A 14,862-nucleotide genomic window follows, 5' to 3' on the forward strand; every position below is an offset into this window, starting at 1 on the left:
CCAAAAAGTACTAATAAATCATCACTCCGATGAAAGCTCAAATTCCTTTTTTACCAAAGATTTGAGCAACTTATTTCCCCGCCTTCTGAATATGGCAGTGCATCGTCAGGAAACGGATTGCACCGGTCAGGTAGGTGTCCCAGTCGTCGAGCAAGTATTGATTGGCTTCTTCGATGAAATTATCCCAGTCTTCCAGCAAGCCTTCCTGCTTTTCATGTGGTGCAGATTCTTTGATCCAGGCGGTCGCCAGGGCATGATTAAAGCCTTCGTTGCGGAATTGTTTGATGATGGTTTTTGCAGCCTTTTCGGTCAGCGTGGTTTTCGGCGGCACACCGGCTGAGATACATAAAAACAGAGTCATCAGCGAATCAACGTCGGTCTTGCCTTTGGTCAGACGCGTCCATTCTTTCGATACCAGCGCATCGTATTCCGAGGTATCTTCGATTTCATGATCGCCGAGGTAATAACGTTCTTTGAGCGCAAACACCAGTTGTGCCAGTGGCGTTGCTTTGTTTTGCAGCATGGGCAGATCGTGTTGTTTGATTTCATCAATGACACGTTCCGCCACCGGCAACAATTCAGACGGCACATCCGATAAATCGGCCGATGCCAGCGCTTTATTGCGTTTCGCCGGTGTCATCCCACGTATTGATTCCAGCAAGGTCGCAAACTGAATCTGATTCTCGATCGTGGCATCAGGCCCGCCAAACATGCGTGCCAGCAAGGCGGTGCGAACCACGCCCACGGCTTCCGCATCTTCCTCCTGCAGATAAGCCGGCGTCAGCCCCAGCCATTCGCCAAACCAGTATCCAGCCTGAATTTCCAGCGCGTTGAGCTGGCGGTGTTCGAGCGCATTTCTGTATTCCTGCGGATTTTCTTTGAGCGACCAGGCATCGAGAAAATCTTCGACCTTGCCTTTGGTTTCACGGCCAAGCAAAGCGTATTCCGGCATCGCAAACAAGGCTTTCAACAAGCCGGAGCCGCCGCGTGACAGGCTCAGAAAAGTATTATCACGGATCAGTCTGGCGGCCAGCTCCAGGTCACCTTTGGATGTTTCGATCAGATACAGGCTGACCAGATTGACGATGCGTTTGCGCGCCAGTTCGATTTCGGGGCGCAGATATTTACTGCCAAACGCTTCTGCAATCTGCACCATGCCTTTCGGCGCTTCGGCTTCGATCGTAGCAATCTTACTGCTGGCGATGATGGCTTTTTGTACGCCATAGCGCAATGCTGACTCAAAAAATGGCCGGTTATCAATCAGGGCAATATCGTAAACAGAGGCTGTCATCGTATCTTCACTCGCTTTTTACTCGCTGCTGACGCACATTGGCGCAAGCAACTTACCGGAATTAGGGAAACTAACAAAAAATGCAGAACACGATCACCGCGCTCTGCATTGATTCAGGATGCCGACAACAAATTACAGCGCGGATTCTTCGTCATCCTTGTCGTCACCGTCATCATTATTTTTAGGACGTTCATCTTCTTCTGCCTCGCCCTCGCCGCCTTCGAGCTCATCGCTTTGCTGGCTTGCCAGATACGCTTTATAGCGGGCGCGCAGCTTCGTCAGCACTTCACGGAAAATTTCCGGTAACTCGTAACGCAGCAGATAGGTGACCTGCATCCAGTCATGATCTTCCAGATTTGCCATATCGAGCGGCGACGCCAGACTTTCGGTATCCCGGTCCAGATTCATCAGATCCTCTTCCTGCGCCTGCGTTTTAGCGCCATCACCGTATTCGTATAAATCGAATGTCGCGTATTTATAGAAATGCTCAACCATCGGTGCACGATCCATCAGGTAGTCAGCCAGCGCATCGTAACCACCTTCGACTTCGGCGATTTCGTACAAAAATTCTGCAGGATCAGCACCTTCGCGGAAAATAACGGAGTTGATCATGCCGCGTAATTGTTCATGTGTCTGATCGCCATAACGGCGTTCCAGCACGACCGCTTGCGCGAATTGTTCCGGCGTCACCAGCAAATTTACCAGCGACTCTTTGGACGCATCGTATTCGCGGATAATCGCCAGCAAATCTTTGGCCGGAAAATCATCCAGCGCGGCGACCAGCGCTTTGTCACCCTCGGTTTCTGCAATGTTAGCCAGTGCGAATTCGGCACCGGCGATATCGCCCGCCATGATCAGGTTTTGCGCTTCAATTAATGCAGGTAAGCTCATGTTTTATCCTTAGTCTTTGCGATCAAAACCTTGCTCAGCCAGCCAGTCTGCGCCTGCTTCGTCAAGATCGTAATCGTCACCATCATCGCCATCGTCGCGGCCGTGGCGACCGTAGTTACCATCGAGGTCGCCGTTTTCTTTCAATTCTTCATCGGCGTCGTTGATTTCTTTGTCTTCGTCGTCGGCTTCCAGCGTATTCGTGGCGCTGTGTTTGCGTGTTTGCTGGCCGCGATTCAGATATTCAAGTGCTGCCGCAATCACCAGAAACTTTTCACCTCCCGCTTCTTGCAACACAATTTTGCTCAGCGGTTCTGCCCATGGTTCGAGCTTGACGGCAGCGGATAAACTTTTCCACGTTGGCAGCTTGGCTTCTTCCTTTGTTATCAGGCTTTCCAGCGCCAGCGGATTCATGAATATAAATCCCATGTGGAAGGCCGATGCCAGCATTTCCGGATTTGATTCCATCATCGGCAACAACAAAGGCAGCTGTTCGCCTTTTTCACGCAACCGCGCCTTCAGGACATTTTTGCCTTCGGAATCTGATTTCAGATCTTCGATTTCAGCGTTATATACCGCCATCAGATCTTCAAAAAAACGGGACAATTTCACTTCAATACTCCTGATAAATAATGCTTCCAGATGTCAGTCGCCGTTTCCAGCGGCGAATCGAGCAAGTTACGGCGACGATTTTCATCGTAAGCGGCACGCGCCGCATCGTCAGACAAAATGTCGTAGGCTTCTTTGACCGCATGAAATTTTTCCGGTGCCAGTTCCGACGTATTCCGGTCAGGATGGAACTCTGCCGCTTTCTGGCGGAACGCTTTTTTCACATCGGACAATGACGCATTCGGCGCAATACCGAGAATGACGTAATAATCTTTCATCTGCTTTTCGCTTCCATTTCTCATTCACACTCGCAGAACCATAGCAGCTATTGGCATCAGGCTACACAATTCAGGCAATATGAGCGCTGCATGTGCAGCAGGCGCAACCTGCGTGAACAGCGGCCCTGCAAAAACATCGCCTGAGCGCCAAAAATGAGATGATTTTGGGGAGTATGCAGCAAAAACAAGCATTTCCCCTATATTAATCAAGGGTGTTTACATATACCCTGGGGAGTATATGTAAACTGACAGATTGCGTTCTGCACAGTATTGATGCCGAGCAGAATCAACTGTCACCGACAACAAGTCAGTCGCCGGGATTAATGGTGGTGACCGTGTTCGCCGTGGACGTGACCGTGGACGATTTCTTCGTCAGTCGCTTCACGGATATCGAGCACTTCGGTGTCGAAGCGTATCGTCATGCCTGCCAGCGGATGATTGCCATCCACAGTCACAACACCGGCATCAATCTTTGTGACGCGGAACTGCATCGTTTCTTCGGTTTCCGGATCGCGGGTTTCAAACATCATGCCGACTTCGATATCCGGTGGAAATGCGCTGATATCTTCTTCGCGCACGAATTCTTCTGAGATTTCACCAAAAGCGTCTTCCGGTGCCAGTACCACGGACACTTTCTCACCGACTTTCTTACCTTCCAGCGCGGCTTCAACTGCAGGCAGAATATTATCGTAATCACCGTGCAGATAAACAATAGGGTCACGGTTCTGATCAATGATGTCACCGTTCGTATTGAACATCGTGTAATTCAGGCTGACAACGGAGTTAGCTTTAATTTGCATGGCGTTTATGGTGTATAAGTGTGGGTAAAATTTGAACAAGGACGGTGCTGCAAGTATGCCGGACAGATAGCATCGAAAGTCCGGATTTAAAGATATCCGGGGAAATACCAGGCCCTTTTCCAGTGAAAATCTGTAGCGCCGGCCCGGAACAGGGGCTGTATTGTAGCAGAGACTGCTTTTCTGACTGAAATCAGACCCGATTTAATGAAAAAAGCCCCATGCGATACCAAAAACATCAGCATGACGGCATCATCCTGAGCAAAGACACAGCAAAAACCGTATAAACAAGGTATATTGCGCGCCTCTCAATAAACCCGAATACATTTCTTCCTACAGGATGAAATGCATTCCCACCTCCGGAACGGTTATGCTCATCATCACAATCAAACAAGGTAAAGAAAAAGCATTACTGGAGGGGCAACCCTGGATTTATCTTTCAGCAATTGAACGCATAGACGGTAAATTTGGCGAGCGAATTAAATCCGGTGCAACCGCGCTGGTCCGTTCGTCTTCCGGCCAATTTCTGGCACGTGCCGGATGGAGCCCGAAATCGCAGATTCGCGCCCGGATCTGGACGCTCGATGAAAAAGAAGCGGTGGATCACGCCATGATCAAACGCCGGGTTCAGGCAGCGTTAGCGAAATCGCGCACAATCAAAAACAAAGCGGGCAGCGCAAAACGATTGATTAATGCGGAAGCCGATCAGTTGCCGGGCTTACTGGTCGATTTTTACGGCGACAAACCTGGCTATCTGGTCTGCCAGTTTCAGGCAGCATGTGTCGATGCCTGGAAAGTCACGATCGTCAAAACACTGATCGCTGAAACTGGTTGCCCGAATGTGTATGAATACGCCGACGAACTGATCAGAAAAGGCGAAGGTCTGGCATGGAATTCCAGCGCTCTCGCCGGAGAAGCACCGCCCGGAGAATACGGCTTTGACTGAGGCTGCATCGGCGATGCGGTCGTAGTTACTGAATGACGACTCGAAAAAAAACCACGATTGCGTTCATTCGCTATCGTGGTTTTTTTCTTGACTTACATCGTCTGCGCAGACAAACGGCAGAGACCGCTGATTTAAACGCCGATCTTCGCCAGCATCGAACCAAGTTCACGCAACACGGGTTCCAGCTTAGGATGCTCCGCAGCGAATTTCGCCGACAACGCCAGAGAACGCTCGCTGAGTGTATCAAACACAGAAACATCATGCTGCTGTTCGGAACTCAGCACCTGATGGATGTCCTGATTTAAGTTTTCCAGCAGCGCCTTTAACTCATCATCGACTTTTTCTGTTCCTGCCAGTTGTTGATGTGCTTGTGCCAGCAACTGTTTCAGATTTTCATGTTTCATTTTTATTTTCCTTTTTTATTCCAACTGTTTTCCGCTTCAGCTGAACAGCTTACTGACTATCCGTGCGAAACACCAGTACCACCGCTTCTGCGGCGATACCTTCTTCACGCCCGAGGTAACCCAGTTTTTCATTCGTTTTGGCTTTGATGTTGACCTGACTGATATCAACCTGCAAGTCATCCGCGATATTTTTCACCATGGCAGCAATGTGCGGAGCCATCTTTGGAGCCTGCGCAATGATGGTCGCATCCAGATTGCCGATCACATAACCTGTCGCATGTAAACGCAGTACTGCCTCGCGCAATAACACACGCGAATCGGCGCCTTTAAAACGCAGATCGGTATCGGGAAAATGTCGCCCTATATCTCCCAGCGCCACCGAGCCGAAAATCGCATCGGTAATCGCATGCAGCAACACGTCTGCATCGGAATGACCAAGCAAGCCCTTTGTATGCGGAATATCCACACCGCCGATGATCAGCCGCCGTTCAGACACCAGCGCATGACAGTCATAACCTTGCCCTATGCGGAAAGGAAGCATCTTATTTTTCATCAAACAACCTCAATTTATCTGTTTTATCTGTTCTGCCTGTTATTACTTATTTCTCTGCATATACTGGGTCGCCATCAGAAGATCCGAGGGTAAGGTTACCTTCATATTGCAGGCATGGCCCTCAACCAGCAACGGTGCATACCCCATCAGTTCCAGCGCACTCGATTCATCTGTTACCTGCTCAGCCTGATCGAGTGCATCGCACAGCATTGCATAACGAAACATCTGCGGCGTCTGCGCCAGCCACAGACCTTCTCGAGAAATGGTTGCTACTTTGCCGTCGATAACACGTTTGACCGTATCCACGACTGGCAGAGCAAGTAAACCGCCGACCGGATGTGATCCAACCTGATCGATTAATTTCTGCAATAGGGCGGGTGTCAATCCCGGTCGTGCAGCATCATGCACCAGCACCCAGTCATGTGCATCGAGTTTATCCGCCAGATAGGCAAGACCATTGCGCACACTGTCTCGTCGGGTCGCTCCGCCACAGCGCAACACAGTCAGCTGATCGGCCTTTTGCAAAAAATTATCAACAAATGCATCGTCTTCACTGACGACCACATAAGTGTGACTGATGCCCGGAAAATTCATCAAAGCATTCACCGCATGCTGCAGTATCGACTTGCCAGCGATCGTCAGATACTGCTTCGGAGAATTTGCCCCCATACGCGTGCCAACACCTGCAGCCGGAATCAGCGCCACATAGCGCGGCGCAGGTTGTTGCTGTTGTTTAAATTCTTCAGTCATAGAGCCGGATCGCTGGCCGCCTGATGGCAAGCAGCCCCTTCGTTTATAATTAGACGCTCATTTTAACCGCGTATCCTGTTCCGTAAGAGCGTTTTACGGCATCTTCCTGTCTAGCTGCAATGTCATTTGATTTCAGTAAATCCCTCGCCAAAGCCGGACATCGTCTGGTACTTCCGAATCTGCATGGGTCTTCAGATGCGTATGCTCTGGCGCAAGCCGCCACCGCATTGAAGTCAGAAAAACGTATGTTGACTGTGTTCGTCGCCAATCCCGGCGATGCCCAGAGGCTGCTGGACGAAATCCCGTGGTTCAACGCTGAGTTACGCTGTCATTTGCTGCCGGACTGGGAAACCCTGCCTTACGACGCTTTTTCACCGCATCAGGATCTGGTCTCTGAGCGCCTCGCCAGCCTGTATGAAATTCAGAACGGCAATTGCGATGTCTTGCTGGCGCCGGCGACCACCGCCCTGCTGCGCATGGCGCCGCCATCATTCCTCGCTGCGTACACTTTCTTTTTCAAAAAGGGTGACACGCTGGATGAAGCGAAGCTGAAATCTCAGCTGACGCTGGCAGGTTACAGCCATGTCAGCCAGGTGATGTCGCCCGGTGAGTATTCGGTGCGTGGCGGCCTGATCGATTTATTCCCTATGGGTTCCGCATTGCCGTATCGACTTGATTTATTTGGCGACACGATAGAAACCATCCGCACCTTTGATGCTGATACCCAGCGTTCGCTGTATCCGGTGCCGGAAGTGCGCCTGTTGCCAGGACGTGAATTTCCTATGGATGAGCCGGCGCGGGTAGCATTTCGCAGCCGCTGGCGCGAAACATTTGAAGGCGATCCGTCCCGCTCATCGATTTACAAAGACATGGGCAATGGCATTGCGTCTGCCGGTATTGAATACTATCTGCCATTATTTTTTGAGCAAACCGCTACCCTGTTCGATTATCTGCCAGAAGCACCACATTTCGCGCTGGTCGGTAATATCGACGAAACGATACAGCGTTTCTGGACCGATACACGTTCGCGTTATCAATTCCTGAAATCGGATCGTGAGCGCCCGGTGTTGGCACCTGAAACTGTTTTTTTGCGCGATGAAGATTTTTTTGCGGCGCTGAAAACGCAGGCGCGCTGGGTCATTGCTGACACCGAAAAAAACGCTGCGGCATCTGAAGTATCGGGCTTCCTGCCGGATATCTCTGTCAATCGCCGCGCAGATGATCCGCTGACGAATTTGCGTTCTTTCCTGCTGCAAACGGATAAACGCGTAATGATTTGCGCGGAAACTGCCGGTCGTCGTGAGACCTTGCAGCAGTACTTCAATGAATACAATATCCAGCTCAGCCTGTGCGAGGGCTATGCTGATTTTGCGACAGCCAATGCCAAACTGATGCTGGGCGTTGCGCCCCTACATGCCGGTTTCGTTCTGGCAGAAGATCTGGCCTTCATTACCGAAGCTGAACTGTATGCAGGCAGCGGTAAACGCATAGGCCGCAAGAAACAGGAAGCCACAACACAAGTCGAGCACATGGTGCGCGATTTATCCGAGCTGAAAATCGGCGATCCTGTCGTGCACAGCAATCATGGTATCGGACGCTACATGGGGCTGATCAACATGGATCTGGGCGAAGGCGATACTGAATTTTTGCATCTCGAATACGCGAAAGAAACCAAGCTGTATGTACCGGTGTCGCAATTACATGTGATCTCGCGCTATTCCGGCGCATCACCGGACGATGCGCCTCTGCACACGCTGGGTTCCGGGCAATGGGAAAAAGCGAAGAAAAAGGCCGCTCAGCAAATCCGCGATACGGCGGCAGAACTGCTGAATCTGTATGCCCGCCGCGCCGCACGTCACGGTCATGCATTTGAATATTCAGCCAAGGATTACGAAGCTTTTGCAGAGAGTTTCGGTTTCGATGAAACCCCGGATCAGGCGGCAGCCATCAACGCCGTGATTGGTGATATGACTTCGGGCAAGCCTATGGATCGTCTGATCTGCGGCGACGTCGGCTTTGGTAAGACCGAAGTTGCACTGCGCGCCGCCTTTGTGGCGGTCATGGGTGGCAAACAGGTCGCGATTCTGGCACCGACCACCCTGCTCGCTGAACAGCATGCCCAGACCTTTGCAGACCGCTTTGCTAACTGGCCAGTCAAAATCGCTGAATTATCGCGCTTCCGTTCCGGCAAAGAAATCAATCAGGCAATCAAAGGGATGGGCGATGGTACGGTTGATATTGTGATCGGTACACATAAGCTATTGTCGGACGACGTAAAATTTTCCCGTCTGGGCCTGGTAATCATCGACGAAGAACACAGGTTCGGTGTGCGTCAGAAAGAAGCACTGAAATCACTGCGCTCCGAAGTCGATGTACTGACGCTGACTGCAACGCCGATTCCGCGCACGCTGGGCATGGCGCTCGAAGGTCTGCGTGATTTTTCCATCATTGCGACAGCGCCGCAAAAACGTCTGGCGATCAAAACTTTCGTTCGCAGTGAAAATGATTCCGTGATCCGCGAAGCCTGTCTGCGCGAATTGAAACGTGGCGGTCAGGTTTACTTCCTGCACAACGAGGTGGAAACGATAGAAAACCGCAAAGCCATGCTGGAAGCATTGCTGCCGGAAGCACGTGTGGTGGTGGCGCACGGTCAGATGCATGAACGTGACCTCGAAAAAGTCATGCGTGATTTCGTTGCCCAGCGTTTTAACATTCTTTTATGCACCACTATTATCGAAACCGGTATCGACGTGCCGACTGCGAACACCATCATCATGCACCGCGCCGATAAATTCGGTCTCGCGCAATTACACCAGTTGCGCGGACGTGTCGGCCGTTCACATCATCAGGCCTATGCGTATTTGCTGGTACATGATGTGCAAGGACTGACCAAACAGGCAAATCGCCGGCTGGAGGCGATTCAGCAGATGGAAGAGCTCGGCAGCGGCTTTTATCTGGCGATGCACGATCTGGAAATTCGTGGTGCCGGTGAGGTGCTTGGTGATAATCAATCCGGTGAAATGCATGAGATCGGCTTCCAGATGTATTCCGACATGCTCAATGAAGCAGTACGCGCACTGAAGAACGGCAAAGAACCAGATCTTGCCTCACCTCTCTCATCCACCACTGAAATCAATCTGCATATTCCAGCTTTGTTGCCAAACGATTTCTGCGGTGACGTTCATGAACGGCTGTCGATATACAAGCGCCTGGCGAATTGCAATAAAGCCAGTGCGATCGATGATATGCAGGAAGAGATGATCGATCGTTTCGGTAAGCTACCGGAACAGGTCAAATCCCTGCTGGAAACACACAGATTGCGGGTGGCAGCGAAACCACTGGGCATCATCAAAATCGATGCCCACAACAAAGCAGCGACTTTGCAATTTGAACCAAAGCCACCGATCGATGCGATGCGCATTATCGAGCTGGTACAAAAAAATAAACACATCCGCTTGAATGGTCAGGACAAACTGCGCATCACGGCCAGCATGCCTGACCTGGCTAGCCGGGTGGCACAAATCAAGACCACGCTTAAAGCGCTGCATTGATTTATCACACAGATTTTCTTACTTATTAATCCGTTCATGACCATCACACAATTGACCATACAAGGCGTGCGCCCCATCCATGGGCCGCATCAGGCTTTACTGCAAGAAATTATCGATCACAGCAAGGCAAAGGCATCCAGCCAGTTGAATGACTACGCGCTGCGTCTGAATGGCGTCAGCCTTGATGATGCGGCATGGGCGCAGATACAGCAGCAATGCTTCGACGCTGAGCTGGATGTAACCGCGCAAACACAAGCCCGCGCCCTTAGTGAGTTTAAATTGGTGGCGATGGATATGGATTCGACGCTGATCACTATCGAGTGCATCGATGAAATCGCGGATATGCAAGGTTTGAAACCACAGGTTGCGGAAATCACCGAAGCGGCAATGCGTGGCGAACTCGAATTTCGCGAGAGCCTGACGCGCCGGGTCGCGCTGCTCAAAGGACTCGATGCCTCCGCACTGCAACGCGTCTATGATGAACGTTTGCAACTATCTCCAGGTGCAGAAAAGATGCTCAAAGCGATGCAACAAGCAGGATTGAAAACCCTGCTGGTGTCCGGTGGTTTCACTTTCTTTACGGACCGCATGAAGTCTCGCCTGCAGCTCGATTACACGAACGCGAATGTACTCGAAATCGAGAACGGCAAATTAACCGGTAAAGTGGTCGGCGGCATCGTTGACGCCGATGAAAAGAAAAATACCGTGGAACGCGTCTGCGCAGAGATGGGCATCACACCTGACCACGCAATTGTGATGGGCGATGGTGCGAACGATCTGAAAATGATGAAGACTTCAGGCATGTCGGTTGCATTTCGTGCCAAACCCGTTGTCCGTGCACAAGCCGATGTCGCATTAAATTTTGTCGGGCTTGATGGGGTACTGAATTTATTCTGAACATGTTTTGAACTTGTAGCTATCCGGTTTATTCCGTTCAGTCATTCCTCTTCCTCTCATTTTCCCGCCTGAGGGCTGCAGATACCGCGTTTGCAGCCCCGCAAATGTCACTGCATCGCGACTGCCAGGTCTGCATTCACCATACGCGCTTGTGTATGCGACAGCCTTCACTCGCCATGCTGAAAGATGGATTCCGTCTCTTCAATTTATTTCAAAATAAAAATAGTACGAACGTTCGATTACTTAGGTTAAAATAGTTTTGACTGTCTGCTCCGGAGTCCCTCCGGGGTTAAGATCACATAACAATTTATTTCCGCCAGGAGACATTGATGTTTGAAGAATTCATGGGCACGATGCCGGTTGCTGATCGTCAGAAATTTGATATCGGCGCACTCGCCGACTATATGCGGCAACATGTCGAAGGCTTCGATGCCTCATTAGCAGATCAACTGGTGGTTGAACAATTCAAAGGCGGTCAGTCCAATCCGACCTTCAAACTGACTGCCGGCAATCAACGATATGTGATGCGTGCGAAACCTGGCCCTGTCGCCAAGTTGCTGCCGTCCGCCCACGCGATAGAACGCGAATTCAAGGTCATGAACGCGCTGAACAAAGCAGGCTTTCCGGCTGCCAGACAATACGCACTGTGTGCCGATGAAGACGTGATCGGCCGTGCGTTTTACATCATGGAATTTGTCGATGGGCGGGTATTGTGGGATCAGTCTCTGCCAGGCATGACGCCAGCCCAACGGGGCGAGATTTACGATGAAATGAACCGCGTCATCGCTCAATTGCATACCATAGACTACGCTGCTATCGGTCTGGCTGATTACGGCAAGCCGGGTAATTACTTTGCGCGTCAGATTGATCGCTGGACAAAACAATACAGGGCATCGGAAACCGAGAAAATCGAAGCGATGGATAAGCTGATCGAATGGCTGCCGCACAATATTCCAGCCGGTGATGACACCAGCATCGTGCATGGTGACTATCGTCTCGATAATATGATGTTCCATCCGACTGAACCACGAATTCTGGCGATACTGGACTGGGAACTTTCGACACTCGGACATCCGCTGGCAGATTTTTCTTATCACTGCATGAGCTGGCATGTGACACCGGGGCAGTTCCGTGGCATCGCCGGTCTTGATCATAAGGCACTGGGCATTCCTTCCGAGCAGGAATACATCGCAAAGTATTGCGAACGTACCGGTAAAACGATACGCCCGGAAGATTTCAACTTCTATCTTGCTTACAATCTGTTCCGCATGGCGGGTATTTTGCAAGGCATTATGAAGCGTTATGTGGACGGTACCGCATCCAGCGCACAGGCAAAAAAATCCGGCGAAGCGGCAAGACCAATGGCGGAACTGGGCTGGAGCTACGTAGAGAAACAAGCATAATAATTTTATCGTTCTTAACATTGATTAAGAACGCAAGCAGCAGGCAATTCATTTTCATCGCAAAAACAAAAACCGGAGACAAAATGGAATTCGAATACTCAGATCGCTGTAAAGAACTGCAAGCTAAGCTGTTACGCTTCATGGATGAGCATATTTATCCGAACGAACAAGCCTATAAAGAAGAAATCGACCGCAATGGCCTGGAAAATGGCAACCGCTGGATCGCAACGCAAATCATTGAAGACCTGAAACCGAAAGCCCGCGCAGAAGGTTTATGGAATCTGTTCCTGCCTAAGTCAGCGCGCGCACCTGAGGGTTTGTCGAATCTGGATTACGCGCCTTTGTGCGAAATCATGGGGCGCGTCGGCTGGGCGCCGGAAGTGTTCAACTGTTCCGCGCCGGACACCGGCAATATGGAAACTATCGAACGCTACGGCACCGAAGAGCATAAAAAGCAATGGCTGGAACCATTGCTGCGGGGCGAAATCCGCTCTGCGTTTGCGATGACTGAGCCTGGTGTTGCTTCATCTGATGCCACTAATGTGGAAACCCGCATTGAGCGCGACGGCGATCATTATGTGATCAACGGTCATAAATGGTGGATATCCGGCGCAGGTGATCCGCGTTGCGCCGTTTATATCCTGATGGGTAAAACCGATTTCAACGCTGCCCGCCATGCGCAGCAATCGATGATCTTGGTCGATGCAAAAACACCGGGGATCACGGTCAAGCGCCCTCTTCCTGTCTTCGGCTATGACGATGCGCCGCATGGTCATTGTGAAATTCTGTTTGAAAATGTACGTGTCCCTGCGTCGAATATTCTGCTCGGCGAGGGCCGTGGTTTTGAAATCGCACAAGGCCGCCTTGGCCCCGGACGCATCCATCACTGCATGCGTGCGATTGGCGTGGCAGAACGTGCGCTGGAATTAATGTGCAAGCGTCTGAACAGCCGCGTGGCATTTGGTAAGAAAATTTCTGAGCAAAGCATCTGGCGTGAACGCATTGCTGAATCCCGCATACAAATTGACACGGCACGTTTGTTGACGCTGAAAGCCGCTTATATGATGGACACGGTCGGCAACAAACACGCGCAGGCGGAAATTGCGATGATCAAAGTGCTGGCACCGAATGTCACACAGCAAGTGCTGGACTGGGCGATACAGGCACACGGTGCTGGCGGCGTTTCCGGCGATTTCCCACTGGCGGCACAATGGGCGGGCAACCGTACCCTGCGCCTGGCGGATGGCCCGGATGAAGTTCACCGCAACGCAATTGCAAAACTGGAGCTGGCAAAACACATCGATCTGAAAGAAGATTTGGGCTTACCTATCACCCGCTCCTGATGGATTTTGCGGGTAAATTTTCCTTTATTCAGATAAAAAAGGCGAAGATGATCTTCGCCTTTTTTACGCCTTCCCCGCCATCCGCACAACATTTCCAGTGTCAGTGCGCCTTGCCATGCCAATACGATACTGCCACCGTAGCTGAAATCACGATAGCGCAGCCAATCAACGCCCGCAGATTCGGGGTTTCATGTAACACGAGGTAAGCGATGGCTATTCCATACACTGGTTCCAGCGAGGTCATCAGACTCGCGAATCGGGTGGAAACATGGCGCAGGCTATACATGAATAAGCCATGCGAGACCGCTGTGAACACGACGCCCATCAGCGCCAGCCCCCACCATTCGTTAGCAGAAATCTGACTCAGCCCGCCATTCACCAGCACAAATGGCAGCAAGGTAAGCGTGGCAACGCTGTTTTGCAGAAATGCCAGCCGGAACGGTGCAATATGACCGCCCTGCCAGCGATTTGCCAACACCAGTAACGCAAAGCTGAATCCAGAAAAAATACCCAGCAATAAACCTGTCACCGGCGATTGTGCTGCCGTATTCGCAATATCGCCGCCACCGGTATCACTGACCATCACGGCCATCCCTATCACAACAGCGAACGCCGCATACCAGTCCTTACCATCCCGTTTCTCCTTGAACAACCAGGGTTCCAGCCAGGTCACGAACAAAGGAAAACTGGCAAAACCCATCAATCCATAGGTAACAGGCGCCACCTTCATCGCGGCAAAAAAACTTAGCCAATGTACCGCCAGCAAAACACCGCACAGAATCACTGTTTTTGGCACAGCGCGAAAAGAAAATTCACGCTGAACCAGCAACAAAGGAATCAGGCTGAGGCTGGCAAACAAAGTCCGTCCGAACACCAGTAATAACGAAGAAACCGCCAGCACTTTGCTCAGCACTCCGGCACTGCCAAACAAAAATATCGCAAAATGCAAAGCCAGATAAGGAATATGGGGCACAACCACGGTCTTTTTCATCGTTCAACACATACTGCCAGCACAAAGATGCGGCATGATGCCATCATTTCCTGAGTCTTGTAAGGCGGAATATCTGCAACAATTAAAATCAGGATACTGTGCGCAAAGTAGCAAACCTCTGCATAATAAGCGTCAGACAACGCATCAGATCAGCCTCTGAC

The 14,862-nt window shown here is 50.9% G+C and carries 14 protein-coding genes; 5 read left to right on the forward strand and 9 right to left on the reverse strand.

Annotated elements, in window-relative coordinates; genetic code table 11:
• Positions 1-70: 70 nt before the first annotated feature.
• From ACPAOP_RS13660 to ACPAOP_RS13680, 5 genes are all read right to left on the reverse strand, one after another.
• Positions 71-1,291, reverse strand: coding sequence for a hypothetical protein (locus tag ACPAOP_RS13660; RefSeq protein ID WP_423708388.1), 1,221 nt, complete (start codon positions 1,289-1,291; stop codon positions 71-73).
• Between the two features lie 132 nt (positions 1,292-1,423).
• Positions 1,424-2,182, reverse strand: coding sequence for a hypothetical protein (locus ACPAOP_RS13665; protein WP_423708389.1), 759 nt, complete (start codon positions 2,180-2,182; stop codon positions 1,424-1,426).
• Positions 2,183-2,191: 9 nt separating this feature from the next.
• Positions 2,192-2,791, reverse strand: a complete 600-nt coding sequence (locus tag ACPAOP_RS13670; RefSeq protein WP_423681834.1) for a hypothetical protein — start codon at positions 2,789-2,791, stop codon at positions 2,192-2,194.
• Positions 2,788-3,066: a DnaJ domain-containing protein gene (locus ACPAOP_RS13675; protein ID WP_186885388.1), complete on the reverse strand. Its 279-nt coding sequence runs from the start codon at positions 3,064-3,066 to the stop codon at positions 2,788-2,790. The genes ACPAOP_RS13670 and ACPAOP_RS13675 overlap by 4 nt, the downstream gene beginning before the upstream one ends.
• A 320-nt stretch (positions 3,067-3,386) precedes the next feature.
• Positions 3,387-3,866: an FKBP-type peptidyl-prolyl cis-trans isomerase gene (locus ACPAOP_RS13680; protein WP_423681831.1), complete on the reverse strand. Its 480-nt coding sequence runs from the start codon at positions 3,864-3,866 to the stop codon at positions 3,387-3,389.
• A 367-nt stretch (positions 3,867-4,233) separates the two neighbouring features.
• On the opposite strand from ACPAOP_RS13680, the gene ACPAOP_RS13685 reads away from it, so the two are divergent.
• Positions 4,234-4,809, forward strand: a complete 576-nt coding sequence (locus ACPAOP_RS13685) for an SAM-dependent methyltransferase (RefSeq protein WP_423708390.1) — start codon at positions 4,234-4,236, stop codon at positions 4,807-4,809.
• A gap of 131 nt (positions 4,810-4,940) precedes the next feature.
• On the opposite strand, the gene ACPAOP_RS13690 is transcribed toward ACPAOP_RS13685, so the two are convergent.
• From ACPAOP_RS13690 to ispD, 3 genes are read right to left on the reverse strand one after another with little or no spacing between them, the layout of a single operon-like run.
• On the reverse strand, positions 4,941-5,213 hold the full coding sequence (locus tag ACPAOP_RS13690) for a DUF4404 family protein (protein ID WP_423681829.1): 273 nt from the start codon (positions 5,211-5,213) through the stop codon (positions 4,941-4,943).
• Positions 5,214-5,262: 49 nt separating this feature from the next.
• On the reverse strand, positions 5,263-5,766 hold the full coding sequence (gene ispF, locus ACPAOP_RS13695; RefSeq protein ID WP_423681828.1) for a 2-C-methyl-D-erythritol 2,4-cyclodiphosphate synthase: 504 nt from the start codon (positions 5,764-5,766) through the stop codon (positions 5,263-5,265).
• Positions 5,767-5,808: 42 nt separating this feature from the next.
• Entirely contained in the window at positions 5,809-6,516 is a 708-nt protein-coding gene (gene ispD, locus ACPAOP_RS13700; protein WP_423708391.1) for a 2-C-methyl-D-erythritol 4-phosphate cytidylyltransferase, read from the reverse strand.
• Between the two features lie 119 nt (positions 6,517-6,635).
• Between ispD and mfd the strand changes: the two genes are divergently transcribed.
• The 4 genes from mfd to ACPAOP_RS13720 all read left to right on the forward strand — a co-directional run bounded on the left by mfd (position 6,636) and on the right by ACPAOP_RS13720 (position 13,710).
• Entirely contained in the window at positions 6,636-10,067 is a 3,432-nt protein-coding gene (gene mfd / locus ACPAOP_RS13705) for a transcription-repair coupling factor (protein ID WP_423708392.1), read from the forward strand.
• Between the two features lie 36 nt (positions 10,068-10,103).
• Positions 10,104-10,964, forward strand: a complete 861-nt coding sequence (serB, locus tag ACPAOP_RS13710; protein ID WP_423708393.1) for a phosphoserine phosphatase SerB — start codon at positions 10,104-10,106, stop codon at positions 10,962-10,964.
• A gap of 329 nt (positions 10,965-11,293) precedes the next feature.
• Positions 11,294-12,367, forward strand: coding sequence for a phosphotransferase (locus ACPAOP_RS13715; RefSeq protein WP_423681824.1), 1,074 nt, complete (start codon positions 11,294-11,296; stop codon positions 12,365-12,367).
• A gap of 83 nt (positions 12,368-12,450) precedes the next feature.
• Positions 12,451-13,710, forward strand: coding sequence for an acyl-CoA dehydrogenase family protein (locus tag ACPAOP_RS13720; RefSeq protein ID WP_423681823.1), 1,260 nt, complete (start codon positions 12,451-12,453; stop codon positions 13,708-13,710).
• Between the two features lie 100 nt (positions 13,711-13,810).
• Here the strand turns inward: ACPAOP_RS13720 and ACPAOP_RS13725 are convergent, their stop codons facing one another.
• Complete coding sequence (locus ACPAOP_RS13725; RefSeq protein ID WP_423681822.1) at positions 13,811-14,701, reverse strand: DMT family transporter; 891 nt, start codon at positions 14,699-14,701, stop codon at positions 13,811-13,813.
• Positions 14,702-14,862 lie beyond the last annotated feature (161 nt).

It is taken from the genome of Undibacterium sp. WLX3042 (assembly GCF_049544825.1).
Classification (GTDB): Bacteria; Pseudomonadota; Gammaproteobacteria; order Burkholderiales; family Burkholderiaceae_D; genus Undibacterium.

Coding starts and splice junctions, on each gene's coding strand:
- ACPAOP_RS13660 (WP_423708388.1), bottom strand. CDS start 1,291: ATGACAGCCTCTGTTTACGATATTGCCCTGATTGATAACCGGCCATTT.
- ACPAOP_RS13665 (WP_423708389.1), bottom strand. CDS start 2,182: ATGAGCTTACCTGCATTAATTGAAGCGCAAAACCTGATCATGGCGGGC.
- ACPAOP_RS13675 (WP_186885388.1), bottom strand. CDS start 3,066: ATGAAAGATTATTACGTCATTCTCGGTATTGCGCCGAATGCGTCATTG.
- ACPAOP_RS13680 (WP_423681831.1), bottom strand. CDS start 3,866: ATGCAAATTAAAGCTAACTCCGTTGTCAGCCTGAATTACACGATGTTC.
- ACPAOP_RS13685 (WP_423708390.1), top strand. CDS start 4,234: ATGCTCATCATCACAATCAAACAAGGTAAAGAAAAAGCATTACTGGAG.
- ACPAOP_RS13690 (WP_423681829.1), bottom strand. CDS start 5,213: ATGAAACATGAAAATCTGAAACAGTTGCTGGCACAAGCACATCAACAA.
- ispF (WP_423681828.1), bottom strand. CDS start 5,766: ATGAAAAATAAGATGCTTCCTTTCCGCATAGGGCAAGGTTATGACTGT.
- ispD (WP_423708391.1), bottom strand. CDS start 6,516: ATGACTGAAGAATTTAAACAACAGCAACAACCTGCGCCGCGCTATGTG.
- mfd (WP_423708392.1), top strand. CDS start 6,636: ATGTCATTTGATTTCAGTAAATCCCTCGCCAAAGCCGGACATCGTCTG.
- serB (WP_423708393.1), top strand. CDS start 10,104: ATGACCATCACACAATTGACCATACAAGGCGTGCGCCCCATCCATGGG.
- ACPAOP_RS13715 (WP_423681824.1), top strand. CDS start 11,294: ATGTTTGAAGAATTCATGGGCACGATGCCGGTTGCTGATCGTCAGAAA.
- ACPAOP_RS13720 (WP_423681823.1), top strand. CDS start 12,451: ATGGAATTCGAATACTCAGATCGCTGTAAAGAACTGCAAGCTAAGCTG.
- ACPAOP_RS13725 (WP_423681822.1), bottom strand. CDS start 14,701: ATGAAAAAGACCGTGGTTGTGCCCCATATTCCTTATCTGGCTTTGCAT.